This is a genomic window from Mesorhizobium sp. WSM4837 (assembly GCF_055811435.1).
In genome coordinates this window covers 1-20,270 of record NZ_JBVVQE010000053.1, presented here as the reverse complement: position 1 = coordinate 20,270, position 20,270 = coordinate 1, and the positions used below count along the sequence as shown (strand labels likewise).

At 60.8% G+C, this 20,270-nt stretch carries 22 protein-coding genes; 11 read left to right on the top strand and 11 right to left on the bottom strand.

All coding sequences use genetic code 11. From position 1 onward, the window contains the following. Positions 1–21: 21 nt before the first annotated feature. The 5 genes from AC0L3D_RS25770 to AC0L3D_RS25750 all read right to left on the bottom strand — a co-directional run bounded on the left by AC0L3D_RS25770 (position 22) and on the right by AC0L3D_RS25750 (position 6,097). Positions 22–1,224 carry a M20/M25/M40 family metallo-hydrolase gene (locus AC0L3D_RS25770; RefSeq protein ID WP_473629049.1) on the bottom strand — a complete coding sequence of 401 codons (1,203 nt, stop codon included), beginning with the start codon at positions 1,222–1,224 and terminating at the stop codon, positions 22–24. A 51-nt stretch (positions 1,225–1,275) separates the two neighbouring features. After that, on the bottom strand, positions 1,276–2,826 hold the full coding sequence (locus AC0L3D_RS25765; RefSeq protein ID WP_473629050.1) for an AbgT family transporter: 1,551 nt from the start codon (positions 2,824–2,826) through the stop codon (positions 1,276–1,278). Positions 2,827–3,189: 363 nt separating this feature from the next. After that, positions 3,190–4,113, bottom strand: a complete 924-nt coding sequence (locus tag AC0L3D_RS25760; protein WP_473629051.1) for a DUF6492 family protein — start codon at positions 4,111–4,113, stop codon at positions 3,190–3,192. Next, complete coding sequence (locus tag AC0L3D_RS25755; RefSeq protein WP_473629052.1) at positions 4,110–4,928, bottom strand: WecB/TagA/CpsF family glycosyltransferase; 819 nt, start codon at positions 4,926–4,928, stop codon at positions 4,110–4,112. Before AC0L3D_RS25755 ends, AC0L3D_RS25760 begins: the two co-directional genes overlap by 4 nt. Then, positions 4,925–6,097 carry a glycosyltransferase gene (locus AC0L3D_RS25750; RefSeq protein ID WP_473629053.1) on the bottom strand — a complete coding sequence of 391 codons (1,173 nt, stop codon included), beginning with the start codon at positions 6,095–6,097 and terminating at the stop codon, positions 4,925–4,927. Before AC0L3D_RS25750 ends, AC0L3D_RS25755 begins: the two co-directional genes overlap by 4 nt. A 171-nt stretch (positions 6,098–6,268) precedes the next feature. Between AC0L3D_RS25750 and AC0L3D_RS25745 the strand changes: the two genes are divergently transcribed. The 3 genes from AC0L3D_RS25745 to proC all read left to right on the top strand — a co-directional run bounded on the left by AC0L3D_RS25745 (position 6,269) and on the right by proC (position 9,498). After that, a complete protein-coding gene (locus AC0L3D_RS25745) occupies positions 6,269–7,267 on the top strand; it encodes a glycosyltransferase family 2 protein (protein WP_473629054.1) in 999 nt (332 codons plus the stop codon). Next, positions 7,236–8,555, top strand: coding sequence for an O-antigen ligase family protein (locus tag AC0L3D_RS25740; protein ID WP_473646248.1), 1,320 nt, complete (start codon positions 7,236–7,238; stop codon positions 8,553–8,555). The genes AC0L3D_RS25745 and AC0L3D_RS25740 overlap by 32 nt, the downstream gene beginning before the upstream one ends. Positions 8,556–8,682: 127 nt before the next feature. Further along, a complete protein-coding gene (gene proC, locus AC0L3D_RS25735; RefSeq protein WP_473629056.1) occupies positions 8,683–9,498 on the top strand; it encodes a pyrroline-5-carboxylate reductase in 816 nt (271 codons plus the stop codon). Positions 9,499–9,774: 276 nt separating this feature from the next. Here proC and AC0L3D_RS25730 read toward each other — a convergent pair whose 3' ends face one another. Beyond that, entirely contained in the window at positions 9,775–11,091 is a 1,317-nt protein-coding gene (locus AC0L3D_RS25730) for an NAD(P)H-dependent oxidoreductase (protein WP_473629057.1), read from the bottom strand. Between the two features lie 196 nt (positions 11,092–11,287). Here AC0L3D_RS25730 and AC0L3D_RS25725 point away from each other — a divergent pair, with 196 nt between their 5' ends. The 5 genes from AC0L3D_RS25725 to AC0L3D_RS25705 all read left to right on the top strand — a co-directional run bounded on the left by AC0L3D_RS25725 (position 11,288) and on the right by AC0L3D_RS25705 (position 15,491). Continuing rightward, complete coding sequence (locus AC0L3D_RS25725; RefSeq protein WP_287067489.1) at positions 11,288–12,535, top strand: pilus assembly protein TadG-related protein; 1,248 nt, start codon at positions 11,288–11,290, stop codon at positions 12,533–12,535. Positions 12,536–12,591: 56 nt separating this feature from the next. Next, positions 12,592–12,981 (top strand): TadE/TadG family type IV pilus assembly protein, encoded by a 390-nt coding sequence (locus AC0L3D_RS25720; RefSeq protein ID WP_287067487.1) that lies wholly within the window; start codon positions 12,592–12,594, stop codon positions 12,979–12,981. A 40-nt stretch (positions 12,982–13,021) separates the two neighbouring features. After that, the gene (locus tag AC0L3D_RS25715; protein WP_287067486.1) at positions 13,022–13,375 is read left to right on the top strand and encodes a TadE/TadG family type IV pilus assembly protein; all 354 of its coding nucleotides are present in this window, start codon (positions 13,022–13,024) and stop codon (positions 13,373–13,375) included. 310 nt (positions 13,376–13,685) lie between these two features. Then, positions 13,686–14,405 carry a hypothetical protein gene (locus AC0L3D_RS25710; RefSeq protein WP_473629058.1) on the top strand — a complete coding sequence of 240 codons (720 nt, stop codon included), beginning with the start codon at positions 13,686–13,688 and terminating at the stop codon, positions 14,403–14,405. A 165-nt stretch (positions 14,406–14,570) separates the two neighbouring features. Beyond that, complete coding sequence (locus AC0L3D_RS25705) at positions 14,571–15,491, top strand: YihY/virulence factor BrkB family protein (protein WP_023800270.1); 921 nt, start codon at positions 14,571–14,573, stop codon at positions 15,489–15,491. A gap of 37 nt (positions 15,492–15,528) precedes the next feature. On the opposite strand, the gene AC0L3D_RS25700 is transcribed toward AC0L3D_RS25705, so the two are convergent. Beyond that, positions 15,529–15,813, bottom strand: coding sequence for a DUF3606 domain-containing protein (locus AC0L3D_RS25700; protein WP_473629059.1), 285 nt, complete (start codon positions 15,811–15,813; stop codon positions 15,529–15,531). A gap of 225 nt (positions 15,814–16,038) precedes the next feature. Here AC0L3D_RS25700 and AC0L3D_RS25695 point away from each other — a divergent pair, with 225 nt between their 5' ends. Both AC0L3D_RS25695 and AC0L3D_RS25690 read left to right on the top strand, forming a co-directional pair. Further along, positions 16,039–16,302: a hypothetical protein gene (locus AC0L3D_RS25695; RefSeq protein WP_027155567.1), complete on the top strand. Its 264-nt coding sequence runs from the start codon at positions 16,039–16,041 to the stop codon at positions 16,300–16,302. Positions 16,303–16,510: 208 nt separating this feature from the next. Then, positions 16,511–16,711, top strand: coding sequence for a CsbD family protein (locus AC0L3D_RS25690; protein WP_023800267.1), 201 nt, complete (start codon positions 16,511–16,513; stop codon positions 16,709–16,711). A 376-nt stretch (positions 16,712–17,087) separates the two neighbouring features. On the opposite strand, the gene AC0L3D_RS25685 is transcribed toward AC0L3D_RS25690, so the two are convergent. Beyond that, complete coding sequence (locus tag AC0L3D_RS25685) at positions 17,088–17,276, bottom strand: hypothetical protein (RefSeq protein WP_473630599.1); 189 nt, start codon at positions 17,274–17,276, stop codon at positions 17,088–17,090. Between the two features lie 317 nt (positions 17,277–17,593). On the opposite strand from AC0L3D_RS25685, the gene AC0L3D_RS25680 reads away from it, so the two are divergent. Then, positions 17,594–18,487, top strand: a complete 894-nt coding sequence (locus tag AC0L3D_RS25680; RefSeq protein WP_473646246.1) for a transglutaminase family protein — start codon at positions 17,594–17,596, stop codon at positions 18,485–18,487. A 203-nt stretch (positions 18,488–18,690) separates the two neighbouring features. Here AC0L3D_RS25680 and AC0L3D_RS25675 read toward each other — a convergent pair whose 3' ends face one another. From AC0L3D_RS25675 to AC0L3D_RS25665, 3 genes are all read right to left on the bottom strand, one after another. After that, positions 18,691–18,990 carry a DUF1236 domain-containing protein gene (locus tag AC0L3D_RS25675; RefSeq protein WP_023800265.1) on the bottom strand — a complete coding sequence of 100 codons (300 nt, stop codon included), beginning with the start codon at positions 18,988–18,990 and terminating at the stop codon, positions 18,691–18,693. Positions 18,991–19,504: 514 nt separating this feature from the next. Continuing rightward, positions 19,505–19,720, bottom strand: a complete 216-nt coding sequence (locus AC0L3D_RS25670; protein WP_473646244.1) for a hypothetical protein — start codon at positions 19,718–19,720, stop codon at positions 19,505–19,507. A gap of 7 nt (positions 19,721–19,727) precedes the next feature. Next, a complete protein-coding gene (locus AC0L3D_RS25665; RefSeq protein WP_023800263.1) occupies positions 19,728–19,973 on the bottom strand; it encodes a hypothetical protein in 246 nt (81 codons plus the stop codon). Positions 19,974–20,270: the final 297 nt, after the last annotated feature.

The following is a 20,270-nucleotide window of genomic DNA, read 5'->3' as shown; positions in this document are numbered from 1 at the left end:
GGCCGACCCGCGGCATGACTGCTACTCTTCCAGTGTCGCCATAAGTACGCCCAGGCGGCAGCCCTTCTCGTATTCGGCAAGGTTCACGTATTCCTTGATGGTATGGATCTCGGCCTGGCCCGCACCGATGGTGATGGTAGGGATGCCATGTTTGTCGAGCCAATTTGCATCCAGCCCGCCATTGGAGAAGAGACAGCTGGCCTCGATACCCAGCATCTTCAACGCCTTGATGGCGCGCGTCACGACCGGGCTGTTCTCTGCGAGTTTGAAAGGAGGGTAGGAGGTCTGGTGGCTGAACGTTACTTCTGCCGTCTGGCCCTCATGATCTCTGACCTGCCCCTTCGCCTTGCCGAAGGCATCTGCGTAACCCTTGGCGATCTTCGTTGCGAAAGCTGCCTCGGGGCTGCGAGCCTCTCCCTTGATGGATGCGTAGTCGGTGACGACATTGGTTGCATCGCCCGCAGGCTTTCCATCCCTCCCGCCGAAAATGCCGACATTGCTGGTTCCCCGGCCGTCGGGTTTCACAACCTTGCCGAACCAGCCTGCCTGCCGCGCCTCAGTCAAGGCGATCGCTCCTACCAGCGTCGCCGATATGCCCTTTTCGGGCGCCACGCCAGCGTGGGACGCGCGGCCCTTGATCTCGACTTCCCAGTTTTCCTGTCCGACCGCGCCGATGATCAGATCGGAGGCGAGCTGCCCATCGACATTGATGCACATGACCGGGCCACCGAGATCGGCGGGGTTCAACTCGCGCGCCCCGTGAAGCCCGCTCTCTTCCCGTACCGTGAAAAGCAGCGTGATCGGCGGATGCGGCAGCTTGTGCCTGATGAGCGTTTCGGCAAGCACAACCAGAAGCGCCACACCGGTACGAGCGTCGCCTCCGAGTGCTGTTGTGCCGTCGGAGACGATGCGATCGCCTTCCCTTCGGGGCTTCGCCCCGGCGCACAGCGGAACTGTGTCAAGATGGGTGGAGAAAAGCAGCCTTGGTGCGCTGCGCGTTCCAGGCAGATCTACGATCAGATTGCCAGTTTCGGTTGGCAACGCAATGCGGGTATTGGCGTCATCGAAGCGGATTGCCGAAGCTGACACGCCAACGGCCTTCAGTGCGTCACTGACAGCCGCCGCGATATTGGCCTCGTATCCGGTCACACCTTCGATCGAAAGGAACCGCATCAGGTGCTCTTCGGCGGCAGCGACATCGAGGGGAATCGGAACTTCGCTCATCTTACCTCCTCCACGGTTTGAGTGCTGTTTCGCATCGTGCTGGATCAGCCATTACAGGCCCCATGGGAGGCCAAACGCCTGCCAGCCCGCGAAGAGTGCCGTCCACAGGACGTACATCCACAGGACGTAGGGAAGCATCAGCGATACGATCGTGCCAACGCCTGCGGATTTGTCGTATTTTTGGGCAAATCCAACTACGAGAGCAAAATAGGCATTGAGCGGGGTAATCGCGTTCATCGGTGAGTCACCGACACGATAAGCCGCCAAAACAGCTTCCGGCTCGACGCCCAGTTTCATCAGCAAAGGTACGAAGACCGGAGCGAAGATCGCCCATTTCGCGATTGCTCCAGTCAACAGCAGATCGATGATCGCGACCACGAGGATGAAGCCGAGCAGAAGGGGCAATGCGCCTATGTTTGCAGCTTGCAGCGCACCCGACAGGCTCAACGCCATCACCGTTCCCATGTTGGTGTAGGTAAAGTAAGCGACGAACTGGCTGAGCACGAAGAACAGAAAGATCGTCCCGCCTAGGTTCTTGATCGACTTTTCAATCGCGCCGATGACCTCGGTCAGGGTGCGCAGCGTGCCGGCGCCGATGCCATACGACCAGCCAGTCACCAGGAAGATCAGCATGATCAGCGCGATCAGGCCGTTCATGAAGGGCGAGTTGCCGATCAGCTCGCCGGTTTCGGGGTTTCGTAGCGGCGCCCAAGACGGCAGTGTCAAGAAACAAAAGACGAGGATCAGGCCGATCAGCCCGTATAAGGCATAGCGCAATCCGCGGGATTCTCTTTCGGACAGTCCTGCACTCTGATCGGGAACCGTTCCATCCCCGGACTTCTCGGGCTTATAAACCCCGAGCCGCGGTTCGATCATGCGGTCGGAGATGAATGCGATGATCACCGTCAGAAATAGCACGGATGCTATGGAGAACCAGACATTCGAGGCCAAGCCGATCGATCTGTTGGGGTCGACGAGATGCGCCGCATCGTTCGTGAATTCGACCAGCACTGCATCAAGCGGCTTGATAAGCATATTGACTGTAAAGGCACCTGCCACCGCGGCGAAACCCAAAGCGAGACCGGCAAGCGGGTGACGCCCGACTGCGAGATAAGCGATACCGGCCAGCGGAATCAGGACCAGATAACCCGCGTCGGCGGCAACGCTGGCGATGATGCCGACGAAGGCGAGGATATAGGTCAGGGCCCAGGCCGGTGACACGACCACGAGCTTTCGGATCAGCGCGGTAACGAGGCCGGATTCCTCCGCCACGCCGGCGCCGACCATTGCTGCGATCATCAGCCCGACCGCAGTGAAGCTCATGAAGTTGGGAATGAGCGAGGCATACAGAAAGCGTATGCCTTCAATGCTCAGCAGGCTACGGATCTCGGTGGTCGCCGTTTCAATCTCATGCGTATCCGCATTGATGCGTTCGAACGTCACCGCGGCGCCGAAGGCGCTCAGGAGCGCCGACAAGACGATGACGATTGCAATCAGGATCAGGAAAATGACGACCGGATGAGGAACCATGTTCCCCACTCTTTCGACTGCGTCGAGAAATCTTTGCATTGCGGTTTTTGGAACCGCATTCGCGTTGGGCATCTCGGCCTTCCTCTCTGCAGGACCCGCGCAGCGCGTCCCCCCGGCAATACTCAGATCAAACGGGCTTTGAGCTTAGTCCTCTACTGTGAGGAGTCATGAGCGCAGAATCCAAAGCCTTGGCCGCCTGTCCCGAAATCGCCCGTAAGTCTTTCACGCCCGATCGCCCTGACAATGAAACACAAGGAATGGAACGATCAGCGTAGACTCTGGACTTTAAGCGGATGTGTAAGGGCGGCGGCAATTGCTAGTCTCGGTCAAGGTTCTCGAAGAGCCATGAGCAGCCGTGATGCTTAAATACTTTGGGGTTCGGTCCCGGCATTGTCATGCAGAACCGGGTCGAGGTAATCGCGCTTTTACCCAGCACTAATCGAGCCCGATCAGGCGGCGGATGCGGCCGACATCGGTGCCGATGAAGGACTGCATGCCGATGGCCACCTGTTGCGGCGCCATGGCGGCGACGAAACGGCGGAACTCGTCATCCGACAGCGCCTCGCCCGTCCAGTGGACGCGGCAGAACGCCTCCGAGTCATGGAAATGGCCGGCGCCATCGAGCACGTCGTCGACATAGCGGCCGTAGATCATGCATTCGGAGAATTTGCGCGCCGCACCGATGACTTCGACCCAGTTGCGGCCATGGATCTTCTCGATCCGCGCGCACAGCGCCGTCACGGTTTCGCGGCGCCAGGCAATCAGCGTCGAAATGTAGTCGTGGGTCGAAACCTCCGATGGCTCGATGCCAAGCGCCGAACCGGCATTGCGCGACCAGATGCGATGCTCCTCATGACCGTCACCGGACAGCACGCCGTCGCGGCGGAACAGCCGCACCTTGCCATCGCGCCAGAAGCCGCTGCAGTCGAAAGGTTTTAGGAACGCCACGTCGGAATCGCAGAAGACCAGCACGTCTTCGCCGGTATGCGCCGATATCGCGATGCGGCGAAGCTGCTGCACATGCCAGCCGCGCAGCGGTTTGGTCTTCAGGCTGAGCCAGATGCGCCGGCGGAACAGGCTGAGCGGATCGTCGAAGGCATGCAGCCAGCGCGGCAACAGGTCCCGCTCGTCGACGATGGTGCGGCGATTGTTCTCCAACTGACGAAACAGCGCCACGTCACGATGCTCGACAAGAATATAGTGGTGCGCCACGCCGGAAACGTAGCGGTCGATTGTGTCGCACAGCAGGCGGCAGCGCTCCAAATCCGGCGCATAGCTTGCCGTCACGACCGCCGCCGTCGGCGTCCGGCGGAGGAAATCGGCCTCGGTGTCAGGGCGCGGCACGAACCGGTTGTTCAATGATCTGCTCCGGGGCTTGCTCTGGGGCGAGTTTTGGCAGCAGCGGGCCTGCGCAAGAATTTCTGGCCGATGACGCGCGACAGGAACAGGGGATTGCCGACCACATAGCGGCGCCAGAGACGGCCCGGTTCGATGCACAACCGAAACAGCCATTCGAGCCTGAGCCGACGCATCCACAGCGGCGCCCGCGGCACCGTGCCGCTCAGGAAATCGAGCAGCGCGCCGACGGCGATCGGCAGCGTGCAGTGGCGCGCGTCGATGTGGCGCGCGATCCATAATTCCTGGCGCGGCACGCCCATGGCGACAAGCAGCACGTCCGGCCGCAATCTGGCGATGCGATCGACGATTGCCGGCTCCTCGGCGGGAGAGAAATAACCGTCATGGATGACGACGAACCGGTGCTGCAACGCGAGCGCTGCCAGCTTCTTCGACGCCGCCTCGGCGTTGACACGGGTCGCGCCGAGCAGCCCCACGGTCAGCGGCCTGGCGGACGCCTGCAGGAAGGCAGGGATGAAATCGGTGCCGTTGAGATTGTCCGGAAACGATGCTCCGTAAAGCAGTTTCGCCGCCAGATCGACGCCGACGCCGTCCGGCAGGATGAGAAAATCGTCGAGCGCCTCGGCAACGACCGGGTCCGTATAGGCGACATTGGCGTTGTGCGCGTTGAGAAAGGTGACCTTGGTGAAGCGCCGCTCTGCAATCAACCGGGTCAGGTGCGCGACCGCATCGTCCCAGCGGATGGCAAGGACCGGGATGCCCAGGATCGATTTCAAGCTGTCGGCCCCGAAAACGGCGCGGGCGTTGTGCACATTCATGCAAACATCTCCTGGCCGACAGGCCCGAGCTTTTCCAGGCCGAGCCTGATTGCGGCATCGAGCGCCTTCAGCTGCCGGCGGTGGAAAGCGCTGCCGTCGACGTCCCCGACATCGGCCACTGCTGCTTCAAGGGCGCCGGCGAAGGCGACCGGATCATCGGTCACCACGCAATTGACCGGGCGATGGTCGATGCCGCGCAGCGAATGGCTGGTGGCGACGGAAGGCAGGCCGAGCTCGAAGGTTTCGATGGTCTTGAGCTGCACGCCGCTGCCGGAGGTGCTGATCAGCGGGATGACGGCGGCGCTGCGCACGAAAGCCTGCGCGTCCGGCACGCGGCCGACGAATTCGACGCCGGGATGCGCGGACGCGAGGCCGGACGGCATGCCGCCGGCAATCCTGACCCGGAAATCGGGCCTGAGATGCGGCACTACCTTTTCCAGGAACCAGTCGAGGCCGATGCGGTTCGGCTGCCAGGTCCAGGTGCCGATCAGCGCCGCGTCGCAGTCGATGCGGCGCGGGGTTTTTTGCACCGGCGGCTCGGCGCAGGTCACCAGCGGCAGCACCGCCGAACGGTCGTCGGAGGCGACGCCGAGCGCTGAGCGATCTTCCTCGGCCAGCGTGAAGACGAAGCGTGCCCGGCGGCAGAGCCGTTCTTCCACAGTCTTGAGCAGCCTTGCCTCACGGCGAAACAGCAGGCGCTGGAAAAGGCCGCCGGCGGCAGCGGCGTTCTCACGCGCCGAACGATGCTCGACATTGTGGGCGACGAAGATCGACCGCCGGTCGCCGAAAAGCCTTTCGAAGGCGCCGGCGAACTGCACGGAATTCAAGACGTAGCCGTCGAAAGGGCCGGCGCGTTTGACGGCGGCGCGGACCTCGCTGTCGTTGACCACGCGCAGCTTGACCGACGCGAAAGTGAGGCCGGAGAGCATCGCCCTTGCAACCCAGGCGAGCTTTTGCAGCGATGAGGCGGTTTCCGTGCGCACATCGACGGCGCCGAGTACGATGGTGTTTTGCGGATCGCTCGCAGGCTTGCCCGGCCAGGTGAAGCCGATCACCGTGACCCGCGCGCCGGCACGCCGCAACGCGGCGATGATCGCGGCATTGGCGATCTCGTAGCCCGAGGCAAGGGCCCCGTCGGGCACGATCGATGTGGCGAACAGCAGATGCATCTCACCTTCCAGCGCTGATTGGTTAGCAAGGCGCGGTGAAGCCTTGATTAAGTGAAGCTATCTGGTGGCCCGGCGTTGCCGATTTGCCGGCTTGTCCGCGAAGGTGATTAACGAAACGTTATCACCGCGATGCTATCGAGAGCCAAACTCACCATCCCGGGCTGGACACGGATGATCCCTTTGCCATCGGACGGATCGGTATCGATCGCAGGGCGGTCGCCGGGACTTGTCGCCGCTGCCGTCGAGGCGGTCGTTACGCTGCCGACCTTCAAACGGCCCGAGCAACTGCTGGCGACGCTTGCTTCGCTCCAGGCCCAGGAAACCGACAGACGCTTCGCAATCATCGTCATCGAGAACGAAGCCGAGGCGCGCGCCGGCGCCAAGGCGGCGCTGCCGCTGTTCGAGCGCGGCGCCATTCCGGGCATGGTGATCGTCGCGCATGAGCGCGGCAATTGCAGCGCCTACAATGCCGGCTGGCAGACGGCGATCCTTCACTTTCCTGACTTCAGCCACCTGCTGGTCATCGACGACGACGAGATCGCCGATCCCCAGTGGCTCGAGCGCATGTGCCAGGCGGCCGAGACGATCGGTGCCGACATTGTCGGTGGTCCGCAAATGCCTGTGTTTCCCAACGCGGCCCATGCCAAATGGGCCGAGCACCCGGTCTTTGCGCCACCTTATCGGCAGACCGGGCGGGTACCCGCGCTGTATTCCTCCGGCAATTTGCTGGTCGGCCGCAACGTGCTCACCGCCATGGGGCCGCCCTTCCTCGACCTGAAATTCAACTTCATGGGCGGCGGCGATTCCGATTTCCTGAGCCGGGCGGCACAAACAGGTTTTGTGCTTGGCTGGTGCGCCGAAGCGCAAGTGCATGAAACAGTTCCGGCCCGGCGCATCGAGGCCGACTGGATCCGTGCCCGCAGCCTGCGCAACGGCGTCATCTCGACACTGGTCGAGAAGAAGAAGCGGGCCGGCACGCCGTTCGCCGGCACCAGGGTTTTCTTGAAGAGCCTGGCGCTGCTTGCCGTCTCGCCGTTTCGCGGCGCGGCCAGGCTGGCGCGGACGGGGTCGTTGGCGACGGCCTTATACCCAATCCATGTCGCTGTCGGGCGCGTGCTTGCCGAATTCGGATACGCCAATGAGCAATACCGGCAGCCTGAGAAGAACTGAACGCGCGCCGCTTAGCGCGGCCTTCACACGCGACGGTGTCGCGACCGCGGTCGCCGCGCTGCTGTTCACCGTCATCCTGGTGTCGTTCCGTCCGTTCCAGCCGGCCGGCGCCGCAACGACCGGCGATGGCGGCGACATCGTCAACCAGCTCGGCTTCGGCTCGCTTGGCGCCATCTCGGTCTTCTCGCTCGTAGCTTTCGCCGACCCGCGCGTGGTGCGTTCGCTGCTCAGCCCGTCCTGGCTGCTGATGCTGGCTTTCCTGATGTTCTCTGTGGTGATGGCAACCGATCCGCCGTCGGCCATGCGCGCCGCCTTCTTCACGCTGATCGGCATTTTGACAATGGTGACGATCCTGGCGCTGCCGCGCGACGCCGAAGCTTTCTCGAAAGTCATCATCTTCACCATCGTCGTCATCATGGGCCTGTCCTATATCGGGCTCATCGTCTTTCCAAACGAGGCGCTGCACACCGCCGCGTCGCTGGAGCCGGAACATGCCGGCCTGTGGCGCGGCGTGTTCACCCACAAGAACATCGCCGGGCCCGTCACGGCCTGCTTCAGCTTCGCCGGGCTGTACCTCTACCGGCGCGGACAGCGGCTCTGGGGCGCATCGATCTTTTGCGCAGCGATGATCTTCATGCTGCACACCGGTTCCAAGACGACGGCCGGACTGGTGCCGTTTTCGATCCTGATCGTTGTGCTGCCAAGCCTGATCGGCATGCGGCTTGGCACGCCGATCCTGTTCGCGCTGGCCATCATCGCCGCGGCGATCGGCACGCTGGGCATCGTCTTCCTGCCGCCGGTGAAGCATCTGGCTGCACTCTATTTCCCCGACCTGACCTACACCGGGCGCACGACTCTTTGGGAGTTCGCCGGCGAGATGCTGGCGAAGCGGCCGTGGACCGGCTATGGCTTCGAGAGCTTCTGGGGCACGCCGCTGCTGTTGAACCAGGACCAGCCTTTCGACCGCGCCTGGGACATCAGAACCATCGTGCACGGCCATAACGGCTATCTCGACATCGCGGTGCTGATGGGCATCCCGGCTTTGTGCGTGGCGGTCTACACGTTCCTTGTCGCGCCGCTGCGCGATTACATGCGCATTCCCTTGCGCAAGGAGAACATCTATCTGGGGGACTTCTTCATGATGGTGGTACTGTTCGCAGCGCTGAACGCCTTCCTTGAAAGCTTCTTCTTCCATCGCGCCGACCCGGTCTGGCTGTTCTTCGTGTTCGGCATGTTCGGACTGAGGCAAGTGTCGCTGCGGCCGATGGCGGTTCGTGGTCCGTCCTGATCCTCCGTCCCAACAGGGCTTCCCCGCCCCGCCACGAACGTCTATGGGAAGCCATCTTTTGGTTTGAGCATCGGATTTTGCCAAAACCGGTACCCACTTTTGGGTCCGATGCTCTGCGGAGGCTCCAATGACGATCAAGCTTGTCCTCGCCGGTTGCGGCAATATGGGCTACGCCATGCTTTCCGGCTGGCTGAAATCGGGCAAGCTCGCCGCGGCGGCGGTTTTCGTGGTCGAGCCCAATGCCGATTTGCGCAAGCGCGCCGAAGCGCTGGGCTGCAGTGCTGCCGCGGATGCCGGCGGCATTCCGGCAGAAGCGGTGCCGGCCCTCGCCGTCATTGCGGTGAAGCCGCAAGTGATCCGCGACGTGACCGCCGCCTACAAGCGCTTCAATGATGGCCGCACCACCTTCCTCAGCATCGCCGCCGGAACGCCGGTCGCCACTTTCGAGGCTATTCTGGGCGATCGCGCGCCGGTCGTGCGCTGCATGCCCAACACGGCGGCGGCGATCGGCAAGGGCATGATGGTGGTGTTTTCCAACCGGCTGGTCTCCATCGATACGAAACGTTTCGTTGCTGATCTGCTTTCGGCGAGCGGTGAAGTGACCGATGTCGACGACGAGGGCCTGATGGACGCGGTGACGGCGGTGTCAGGGTCTGGCCCGGCCTATGTCTTCCATTTCATCGAAGCACTGGCGGTGGCTGCCGAGACGGCCGGGTTGCGAGCCAAAACCGCCAGGCTGCTGGCCGTGCAGACGGTCTATGGCGCCGCCTCGCTCGCCGCCGAAAGCGGCGAAGATCCGGGCGTGTTGCGCCAGCAGGTGACCAGCCCCAACGGCACAACGGCGGCCGCGCTTGCCGTGCTGATGGGCGAGGACCGGCTGACAAAACTGCTCACCGAAGCGGTGGAGGCGGCGCGGCTGCGGTCGATCGAGTTGGGGAAGTAGCGGCGGCTTTGCGAGTCGCCGGCGGCGAAGGTCGACGATCAGTTGCAATAACAAACGTTCCGTAACGATCCTTCGCGCCCCCCTCTGTCCTGCCGGACATCTCCCCCACTTGGGGGGAGATCGGACGTCACGCCGGCTTTCGCCTATCTCCAACATCGCAGTGGTGAGTGGCCGCCAGAAGCTGCCAATCTCCCCCAAGTGGGGGAGATCCCAAGTTTTGGCAAAGAGGGCAGGACAGAGGGGCGCGCTGTCCCGCCGGCATCAAAATTCTGCGCATTACCCCGCCCCGTACAGCATCTCGTCCTGCAGCCGGCGCAAGGCGAACAGCCTGGTGGTCGGGTCGGGCGCGGCATTGGCTGATGTCAGCAGCTCGCCCTTGCTGACCGGCCTCAGCGCCCTGCCGCCTTCGAGCAGGCCGACCGGCACGGCGCGGTTGGCGCGGGCCTCCTCGACAGTCATCGTCCAGGAGCGGTAGCAGGTCTCGCCGATGGCGTCGAATTTCTCTCCCGCCGCCAGATCGCGCTTGGCCACGGCGCAGACCTCGGCAACTGGCCTCGGCAGCGGCACCATGTCCGGCTTGCCATAGAGCGCGATGCGCGCGGCGGTGAGCGGCACTTCCAGCGAGGTCAGATGATAGGGCCGGAAGAAGCTGTAATAGGGTCCATGGCCGATATGCAGATCGTCCATGCGCTCGATGATGCGCGGATGCGTCGCCTCGACGATGACGAACACGCCGGGCGCCACGCCTTTGCCGATGGTGTAGTCGACGACGCCCTTCCTCGACAGGATGCCGCCGTCGGCGCGCGGGATGAGCACCTTGGCCAATTCATCGCGGTCGGCCTTGGGACCGTGCATGCCGGCAATGTCGGGCACCAGCCCGGTGGCGTTGGCGATGGCGCACATCTCGACCATGGTCTTCGAGCCGTCGACGAACTCGACCAGCATGCGCGGGTTCATGTTGCGGCGCAGCGCTTCCGCGCGATAGTCGTCGGGCACCGCGTCGTGGTTGAGCGGGTTGTTCTTGCCCTTACCGGCCGAGACGATGGTGTAGCCGAGTGCTGCGGCGAACTCGATCAGTTCCATGCAGCTTGACGGCTCGTCGCCGGCGCCGACCGAATAGACGACGCCGAGCCGGTCGGCCTGCTGCTTCAGATAGCAGCCGATGGTGACGTCGGCCTCGACGTTCATCATCACCAGATGCTTGCCGTGCTCCATCGCCATCAGGTCGAAATCGGCGGCGACGCCGGGTTTGCCGGTGGCGTCGATGACGACGTCGATGAGCGGATTGGTGACCAGCATCTCGTTCGAGGTGATGGCGATTTTTCCGCTCTCGATCGCCTCGCTGACTTTCGACGGCGTATCGGCCTCCCGTGCCCTCGCCTCGTCGCCATAGGCGATGCGGACGGCATCACGCGCCGTGTGCGGGCGGCGGGTCGAGACGGCGCACACCGAAATGCCCTGCATCAGCATGCCTTGCGTCACCAGGTCGGTGCCCATCTCGCCGGAGCCGATGACGCCGATGCGCACCGGACGGCCTTCCGCGGCGCGCTTGGCGAGATCGCTGGCAAGCCCGGTCAGGGCGACATTGGTCATGCGCAAGTCCACTGCTTTTGATTTGAGGGGGAATAGCAGGGAACGGTAACCTTTTGCCAACGAAACCGGCAGCCGTCGGCAATTTGTTGCGCATGACCCCGGGAAAAGGAAGAAGCTGGCTCAGTGTCGGCGGATGGCGAGGAGCGCAGCTAACAAATCGAGTGAAATTCTTAGTCATTCCTTTATGCATCTTTGCTTGAATAAGAAAATGGGATTGAGTGGCGGTACCTTCAGGCGTTCTTTCAGCTGTCTGCGACGAATCGGCGAGAGCGGCAACGTTGCTACTATTTTTGCCCTATCTTTGCCGATTGTTGTCGGCGGAGCGGGCCTCGGTGTCGAAACTTCCTATTGGTATTATAGCAGCCTGAAGCTACAGGCGGTGGCGGATGCGGCAGCCTATGCCGGCGCTTTGGAGAAAGTTCGGGGATCCGACAAGCCAACGATTGTCTCGGCCGCGTCGCTGTCAGCGACCACGAACGGCTGGGGACCATCGACCGGCACAATCGAGGTCTTCACGCCTCCATCGTCCGGACCGAATGTCGCAAAAAAAGCGGTCGAGGTCATCGTTCATCAGAACCTCGATCGATTTTTTACATCGATATTCACGCAAAATGCGGTTGTCGCGCAGTCAAGGGCGGTGGCTCTTATCACGGATGCTTCAAAAGCCTGCATTTTGGCGCTCAGTCCTTCCGCTTCGAAAGCGGCACTCTTTTCCGGCAGTTCGACCACAAAACTGATTGGCTGCTCCGTAATGTCGAATTCGATGGCTTCGGATGCCATCAAACTTCAGGGATCGGCCAGCCTTGATACCGATTGCCTAATATCGGCAGGCGGTGTTTCGTTGAGCAACGTGGTGACGACCGTTTGCGCCAGCCCGATAACCCAGGCGTTGCCCGCTGCCGATCCTTTTGCCGACCTGCCGGCGCCACCGGCCACGAACCCCTGTCAAAACAGCAATCAGTCGACCTTGCAACCTGGAACATACTGCAAGGGACTGACCTTGAGCGGCAATGTAACGCTCTCGCCCGGGGTATACGTCATTCAGGGAGGCGATTTCAAAGCGAGCTCGAATGCAAATATTTCCGGCGAAGGAGTTATCATCTATCTGGCCGGCACCTCCGGCGTCAGCATGAACGGCACGGCCACTGTCAAGCTTAGCGCACCGACGTCAGGCACCTATTCGGGTGTGCTGTTTTACGGCGACAGAGCAAACCTGGCGGGATCGAACACGTTTAATGGCACGGCGGATTCGCTTTTGACAGGCGCCCTGTATTTTCCAACACAGGAGGTCGATTACCTCGGCAATTTCTCGGGCAAAAGTGGTTGCACACAGGTCGTCGCCAGGACCGTGCAGTGGTCTGGGAACACAAGCATCAACCAGGATTGCACGAGCCTCGGGATGCGAGAGATTCCGGCGACGCAGTCCGTTCGGCTTGTCGAGTAATCTTCGTGAAACGGCGACCAGTCCGAATTTTCCGGAGCGATTCGGGTGTTGCTGCGGTGGAGTTTGCACTGGTTGTGCCGATCCTTTGCCTGGTACTTCTTGGCGTCATCAACGGCTGGTCTTTCGTATCAAGCTCGTTGTCGATGCGTGCAGGCGTCAAAACGGCAGCAAATCTTGTGATGCAAGGAGCAGCCAACGACGCGGCCACCCAAGCCGTTGGCCTTTCGAGCTGGGAAAACCGCCCCGAGGACGCGCAGGTTATATTGGCGCGCAAATACATGTGTGGGAGCACCGTGGCCGATCCATCGATGCTGTGCGACGATTTGAAAGTTCCCTCGGTCTTCGTTGAAATACAAGCGACGGCCACCTGGTTCCCGCCCTTCAGTTTTGGCGTGTTTTCCTTCTCGCGCGAACTCAGTCATCAACAGGTGATTCGTGTCCGCTAAATGGAGAGCATTCTCGCGTAATGGATCAGGCGGAGCTGCGTTGGAATTCGCGCTGATCGCACCTTTTCTAATAATACTTTTGTTCGGTATCTTCGCATTCGGCTGGGCTCTGAATGCCATGTCCAGCGTTCGCTATACGCTGGAGACGTCCTCGCGGGCGCTGCAGATGAAGAACTCGCTGACCGAGGCCGAAATAGAGGCCATAGCCACAGAAAAATTGCTGGGTTTGGGATTGAAAGATGTCGATGTGACGATAGCAATCGACCCTCCCAGCGGCGGCTTCCGCATGGCGCATCTCACGGCCAGATATGCTTTCGTGATCGAGTTCCCGTACTTCGACCAATATCCGATCAATTATGCGACAACTGTCACAGTTCCGTTGGTCGGATCGTGAGAGCGTCCAACAGCGCCTTTACGCAACAGGCGGTGGGGCGCCGATTGATTCGTTAACACCGCGGCCGCGGGATGGCGGCTGGTCAGTGGCGTGAGCGAACGGGTCGTCTCGCTGATGGCTGCAAAGACACGTCTGGACAGTACAGCCAACGCCGGACTTTGCCCCGTCAGGTTCGCCGCGCTTACGCCGTCAGGGCACCGGCAGGTGGCCGGGCATTACGAAGCGGCAACTTGACAACGGTCCAGTCTTTCAAATTGAGTGAAATCACGATTAATAGAGAACCGGCACAAGACAGATGGGCGAGACACATATGGCATGGGATGAAAGAAAGATCGGTTACGGCAAGGGCCACTATTTCATTCAAATGGGCCTTGCGCTGCTGGTGCTCGTCTTTCTGATCGCCCTGCCGCTCGCCTTTCTTCCCGAAGATATCAGGAAGTTCTACCTCAGCGAGGGCGGTCCCATCGAAGTCTTCTCGGCCGCCGGTTACCTGATCGTCGTGGCGACGCTTGTGCGGGAAATGTCCTATCGGGAGCTGCTCAAGCGCTGGTATCTCGTTGCCATCTCGATCGCGATGTGCCTGCGCGAGCTGGATTTCCATGCGCATTTCACCACCCACAACATCACCAAGACCACCCTCTACATTTCGCCTGACGTTCCGCTGTTGGAAAAGCTGATCGGCGCGACGGTCGTTATCGCCCTCGCCGTTGCCTTCTATTTTCTCCTCAAAGACGGCCTCCGTAGCTTTGTGCACGGGCTCCGCCACGGCGAAGCGACTGCCGTTGCCATTGCCGCCGCTATCGGTTGCGCCATCCTTTCGAAGGTCATCGACGGGGCGCCGTCAAATCTCACATTTCTCGGCATCCATCTTGCCCGGAACGATACCTCGACAGTGTTCGAGGAAATCCTCGAATTGGGGATTCCGGTCTATCTGGCCATCGCGGCATTCGCGGCCTTCCCGACGCAGGATGGTCTCACAAGAAGAGCCGCGGGGCAGGTCGCGCCAAACAAGCCGGGATCCGTCACCTGATTGCTCTGCACAGAGGATTTGGTTCTTCGACTGAGCCTGAAAGGGACTGTGAGCGGTCGCTGCCGAGCGACCTCCAGCTCCCAATCCTATAGAGGTTTGCGACCTGCCACGGTCTGGTCCGCCGCGGCACTGCCTCTATTTGCTTGAGAAGCAGGCGAGGCAAACATGTGGGATGTGGCGAAAGAGGGCTGGACGCTCCTTAAGGAGAGCATTGTCGGCTTCATCAATGACAATGCCTTGAGCCACGGCGCAGCGATGGCGTTTTATGCCACGACCTCGCTTGCGCCGATCCTGCTCATCGTTGTCGCCATCGCAGGCATGGCCTTCGGAAACGATGCCGCACAACTGGCGCTTTCGGCCCAGCTGGCGGGCCTGATGGGTCCGCAGAGCGCCGAGCTTTTGCAAGCGACAATCGAGAACGCGTCACAAAAAGAGGCGGGAACTCTTGCCAGCATTTTGGGGCTCGTCACGCTGTTGGTTGCCGCATCCGGCGTCTTCGGCGAAATGCAGGTTGCCCTGAACGAGATCTGGAAAGTCAAACCGGTTGGCACATCGATTTCACGGCTCGTCCGGGCGCGCGCTGCCAGCCTGGGTCTCGTCGCGGCGCTTGGCTTTCTGCTGCTGGTATCCCTCGTCGTGAGCGCTGCAATTTCGGCGCTTGGCGATATCATCAACGCATATCTGCCCTTTGGCACCCTCATCCTGAGCGCAATCAACGGGATCGTGTCGTTTGCCATGATCGCCCTGTTGTTTGCGGCAATCTACAAGATACTGCCCGACCGCGCGCTGCAATGGCGCGACGTAGGCGTCGGCGCCGTAGCGACGGCGTTTCTCTTCACGATCGGCAAGTCACTGATCGGCTGGTATATCGGGACCAGCGCCATCGCTTCGTCATACGGGGCAGCCGGTGCACTGCTCGTCGTGCTGCTGTGGGTCTTCTATTCGTCCGAGATCTTTCTGTTGGGCGCCGAATTTACACGAGCCTACTCGGTTCGATATGGCAGCCGGTCCGACCTGGAGGCGACCATTGAAGCAAGTAAATCGCAAACAGAAGCCGGCGACGGCGGCCAGGATCGAAAAGTCTAAAACGAAGTCGTCGGCTAGATTGTTTTCCGCAGTCCGCTCACTGCGTCCCTAAGCCATTTCCAGCATCAACACTGGCGCTGAGACGCCCGGCGCGGCGCCCCGAGGCGAGCATGGCCTTGGGGACATCCGGTCGGAGCGACGCGCGAAGCTCCTTCGCCGCAGCCACCAGCCTGGCGCGGTTGCTTCCATATCTCTTGATCAACTGATGGACTTGCTCTGGGGTGATGCCGTTCTGTCGGGCAAAATGCCTTACCATATAAGCTTCGCTGCCGGAGATCCGATCCCGGTGGCGGGGATAGAGCTTCGCCGCGTCGGCTGTCATGCTTACTCTCCTTTGGTCACGTTTGCTCACGATGTACGATTGGCCAACGCAAAACGGGCGAATTCGTTGCCGCATGCGACACCAATGCAGTTCGCTTTTTCGCCGCAGGCCCGAGCGCCCGGCCAAAGCAATCGGGTCGAAGCACGTATCTGGTTAAGTCCATACGTTGATTTGTCGAGACTCAGCCCTCAGGCACGCGCATGATAGGGGCAGGGATGAAAAGCCATGCGCGAATTGCCAAAGAGCATTGACGCAGACGTTGTCATCGAAATCAGCAGGTTGCTCGACGACCGTGCGAAGTCGGCACCAGTGCCAGTCCACAAGCTTGCCTCGATGATCTCGAATAGTCTCGAGACCGATCTGCCGACAGCTTCCATCGAAGAGTTGATCGTTGAAATGGCCATGACCCGCCAACTTCCGATGCTGTTCGATCTGCCGGGGGCGGATGCAGACAACGTCATATCGATAGCCTTGGCGCGCGCCAGCTGATCCGGCTGAGGGACCTTTCCGGCGAGTGTGATTTTCAAGACGCGGATCGTTCCCGTCCTGCTCCAATTCGCCCCGCTGGCTCCGGCCGGCGGCGTGTTTGCCGCGTCGCCAATGACAATCGTCATCGGCAATAATCGTCATGGCGATCCGCTGTTTGGGAACATGTGGTGTCCAGTTGCATTTCCTCTAGACAACAAAGGAGGAATTCATGAACTGGGATCAAATCAAGGGAAAATGGATGCAGTTCAAAGGCCAGGCCAAGGAGCAATGGGGCGACCTTACCGACGATGACCTTGATCGCATCGAGGGCAATCGTGACCAACTCGCAGGACGCATTCAGGAGCGGTATGGAATCGCCAAGGAAGAGGCAGAGCGCCAGGTAGACGACTGGTCCAGAAGCCTCACCTGAGTCTTCAATATCCAGGCTGCGCCGTCGATCGGCGCGCCTTCGTCGTCCTAGCTAGGGCGAAGCAAGGAGCGAAGCGACGCGGCGCAGACCCTAGGATCCATGCCGTTACCTCAGAGCGTCACGACGGTGCAGAACCGTTGATGGCGGAGGGAGGCGCCCCCCTCTGTCCTGCCGGACATCTCCCCCACTTGGGGGGAAATCGGATGTCGGGACCGCTTTCGCCAATCTCCGACGTCGCAAAGAGGGCGCCCACAGTGACATTGCCAATCTCCCCCCTTGTGGGGGAGATGTCCGGCAGGACAGAGGGGCGTTGTCCCGCCAGCATCAAAATACGATCGCCGCGACGCCCCGATGTCACGATCGGCTAGCGCGCCGATTATCTCTTGGCTTGCACGGCGACGGCGGTGAGGAAAGCCGTTGCGGCAGTATCGCACGCCGCTCGGGACGGGCTATAGGCGAAAAGGATCAGCTCGGCAGCCCTTGTCGTAAGGCCGTGCTTTTTAGCGAAAGCAGTTATTTCGTAAGGCTTGTCGTGGTCTATGGCCAGTTCGTAGTCTTCATTCATTGCTTCCTCCCGTTTGCGACGTTCCTCGCCTTGGCCCCTCCGCGGCGCAAGGATTAACTTCCCCGGTCTTGAGAGAGTCTACCAATTAGAGATTGCAAAAGGCCTGCGGCGCAAGTCCGCTGCTTTTTTCGCGGCCATGCTGCCGACAGAACCTAGAACAGCGGGCCAGCATGGATGATCAATTCGGCGCTAGCCGCGCCGATCTGTTCATCAGTCCGCCTGATACGGCCGTCTTGAGGGGCAGCTCCATTTTGTCCGCTGCACATCAAAAAAGATTATATGATGGCGCTGATATCGCAGGTGGTCGACGCAAGCCAATGCCGATCTTTTCAGTCAAGCACACGACCGTCTATCGCTATACGCAGCCGGTGACGTTCGGCGAGCACCGGCTGATGTTCAGGCCGCGCGACAGTTTCGATCAGCGACTTCTGGATCACGCCCTGTTAGTCGACCCCGAGCCGAAAGAGATTGGCTGGATCCACGACGTTTTCGGAAACTGCGTTGCTGTAATCGATTTCAACGGCTCGGGCGACGAACTGCGTTTCGTGACAGACATTCGGCTCGATCCCACGCCGCAGCATGCGCCCGATTTCCGTATCGATGACACAGCACTCAGCTATCCATTTTCCTATGATCCCGACGAGGCAACCGACCTCAGCCAAACCATCGAGCGCCATCACCTCGATGATGGCGATGAGATCGGCAAATGGGCACGACAGTTCGTGAGCGCCAAAGGGCGCACCGAGACCGGCAAATTGCTGATGACGCTTTGCTACGCCATCCACGAGAGCTTTGTTTATTCGCGTCGATCTGAATCAGGGACGCAACCGCCTCTGATGACCTTGCATCTGCGACGAGGCACATGCCGGGATTTTGCGCTGTTCATGATGGAAGCGGTTCGTTCGCTCGGTTTTGCCGCCCGTTTTGTGACCGGCTATGTCTATGTGCCGAACCGCGACAGCGGTTCTGTCGTCGGCGGCGGGTCGACGCATGCCTGGTGCCAGGTCTATTTGCCTGGCGCGGGTTGGGTCGAGTTCGATCCCACCAACGGCATTGTCGGCAACCGGGATCTGATCCGGGTGGCTGTGGCCAGGCATCCTGGGCAAGCCATCCCACTTTCGGGAAGCTACTGCGGCAGCGCGTCGAGCTTTCTCGGCATGACGGTGGAGGTCAAGGTGGTGAGGGAAGCCGGCAATCACCAGCATCGATAAAAATCAGCATCTTCCAATATATTCGGAACTGTTCGCGGGAGTTTGCTCGCCGGTGTCTGTCGGGATTTTACGCGTTTCGCAATTCACGCCGTTGCATGACTGTTCCAGCGCGATATTGCACCTTCTATCTCTGCCATCGGCATATCGGGAAAGCGCCAGCCCGCCGCGCCTTTCGGCACGACGGGCTTCAGCGTGGGGTCACGTCAGTCGTAGACCTTCACAATCTTGCGGGTACCTGGATCGACCAGGACAGTTCGGCCATCGATGACGACGTAGCGGTACTGAACGTCCGGCACCTCGTAAAGTTCGACTGTTTCGGGCAAAGCTGTGCCGATGTTGAGTTCGACGCCAGGAAGGCTGAGTGATGCCACCGGTTTCTTTTTCACGTATTCGCGGATCACGGTGTCATGCTCGGGTTGAATAATGACGTCCTGAGCGGCAGCGGCGCTGACACCGACGAGCAGAAGCATGCCTGCCGCAGCCAATGTAAGTTGCTTTCCCATAATAGCCTCCAAGCAACCTTCAGCTGCGGTGCTTGATTGCTGCCGCGGCGGGTTGCATAGTCATCTCAACGATGCGGAGCAATTCTTGTTCCACCGGCGGTGCGCGAACCGGCTGCCACGGCCTATCGACGCCGATGTTTGGCGGCGCCCGCGAACGCCCGCTCAAGGCCTGGTCTCTTCTTGAGGCGGCGCGTTTGGGACTGGACAATCAGGCTGTGGCCATTTTTCACACGCAGAGGGCCTGTCGCCGGCGTCGCCATAACGTTCCACGAGTTTTGCGAAGCCGTAGGCGAAGGCGGAAAGCAGCGCCAGGATAACCACTATGCGAGCGGCCATACGGGATTATAGCAGGCTCCCGCTCAGGATTGATCCAGAATCGGCCGCGCTCGACAGGCCGGCGACGCGCAAGTCCGCTCGGGAAACCTGCGACCCCGGAACGATGTGCGCTACCAGCCTGGTCCGCGGCGAGATCGAGGCGAATGCGGAACGCCACTATGCTGCTACCCAGACGCGTCTAGGGGACCGCATCGAAATCGACCACAAATCCCGCATCGATGGCGCTTCGCGCAATGAGATCGCCAATTTGCCAATCCGTGAGTTCGCAGTGTGGAAACATCTCCCTCACGGCGATGGTCACCTCGAAGATCGAAACGCTCGGATTGTCGACATGATAGCGGACAATCGCCTGCCGAACATCCAATGAATTTGGCTTCTGCAGCGGCGCGGACATTTCCGGCCTACGAATGGAGCCGTGGTTCTGGGCTATCGGCTGTTTTGGCGTCGAAAGCGACGGGCACGCCGTGCACGACGCATGCTGCCGCCAGCATCTCCTCCAACTCGTGGTTGGTGGCCCTGCAGGCAGGCATGAGTGTTCGAATGGCGCGGATCGCCTGCGCGATCGAGAGATACCGAGCCTTGCCTCTGGAAAGGACATAGGCCTCTGTCGCGCCTTCAACGGTGACTGTGTGAAAAGTGTGGCTCATCAACAGTTCCTCCCTGCCAAGAATACGACTTTCGTCTAACACGCGGCGGCCTTCAAGCATATGTCCGATATCGGACAATCAGGCGGAGCGCGTCGCGTTTGACCGGCCTCATGCGACGCGCTTCAGGTTGTTGTTTCATGCATGTCGCAAAACCGCTGCACACCCTCGGGTAAGGCACTGGGTCAGGCCCGAGGGGCATGCTTGTGCGCGACATGCATCAGCCGAAGTGACGTTGCTCCTCGTCGCCATAGGCGCCATGTGTGAGCTTTATCATTCCAGCACGGTCGACGATCGTGA

Coding starts and splice junctions, on each gene's coding strand:
- AC0L3D_RS25770 (WP_473629049.1), bottom strand. CDS start 1,224: ATGAGCGAAGTTCCGATTCCCCTCGATGTCGCTGCCGCCGAAGAGCAC.
- AC0L3D_RS25765 (WP_473629050.1), bottom strand. CDS start 2,826: ATGCCCAACGCGAATGCGGTTCCAAAAACCGCAATGCAAAGATTTCTC.
- AC0L3D_RS25755 (WP_473629052.1), bottom strand. CDS start 4,928: ATGAATGTGCACAACGCCCGCGCCGTTTTCGGGGCCGACAGCTTGAAA.
- AC0L3D_RS25750 (WP_473629053.1), bottom strand. CDS start 6,097: ATGCATCTGCTGTTCGCCACATCGATCGTGCCCGACGGGGCCCTTGCC.
- AC0L3D_RS25745 (WP_473629054.1), top strand. CDS start 6,269: ATGATCCCTTTGCCATCGGACGGATCGGTATCGATCGCAGGGCGGTCG.
- AC0L3D_RS25740 (WP_473646248.1), top strand. CDS start 7,236: ATGAGCAATACCGGCAGCCTGAGAAGAACTGAACGCGCGCCGCTTAGC.
- proC (WP_473629056.1), top strand. CDS start 8,683: ATGACGATCAAGCTTGTCCTCGCCGGTTGCGGCAATATGGGCTACGCC.
- AC0L3D_RS25730 (WP_473629057.1), bottom strand. CDS start 11,091: ATGACCAATGTCGCCCTGACCGGGCTTGCCAGCGATCTCGCCAAGCGC.
- AC0L3D_RS25710 (WP_473629058.1), top strand. CDS start 13,686: ATGGCATGGGATGAAAGAAAGATCGGTTACGGCAAGGGCCACTATTTC.
- AC0L3D_RS25705 (WP_023800270.1), top strand. CDS start 14,571: ATGTGGGATGTGGCGAAAGAGGGCTGGACGCTCCTTAAGGAGAGCATT.
- AC0L3D_RS25700 (WP_473629059.1), bottom strand. CDS start 15,813: ATGACAGCCGACGCGGCGAAGCTCTATCCCCGCCACCGGGATCGGATC.
- AC0L3D_RS25695 (WP_027155567.1), top strand. CDS start 16,039: ATGCGCGAATTGCCAAAGAGCATTGACGCAGACGTTGTCATCGAAATC.
- AC0L3D_RS25690 (WP_023800267.1), top strand. CDS start 16,511: ATGAACTGGGATCAAATCAAGGGAAAATGGATGCAGTTCAAAGGCCAG.
- AC0L3D_RS25685 (WP_473630599.1), bottom strand. CDS start 17,276: ATGAATGAAGACTACGAACTGGCCATAGACCACGACAAGCCTTACGAA.
- AC0L3D_RS25680 (WP_473646246.1), top strand. CDS start 17,594: ATGCCGATCTTTTCAGTCAAGCACACGACCGTCTATCGCTATACGCAG.
- AC0L3D_RS25675 (WP_023800265.1), bottom strand. CDS start 18,990: ATGGGAAAGCAACTTACATTGGCTGCGGCAGGCATGCTTCTGCTCGTC.
- AC0L3D_RS25670 (WP_473646244.1), bottom strand. CDS start 19,720: ATGTCCGCGCCGCTGCAGAAGCCAAATTCATTGGATGTTCGGCAGGCG.
- AC0L3D_RS25665 (WP_023800263.1), bottom strand. CDS start 19,973: ATGAGCCACACTTTTCACACAGTCACCGTTGAAGGCGCGACAGAGGCC.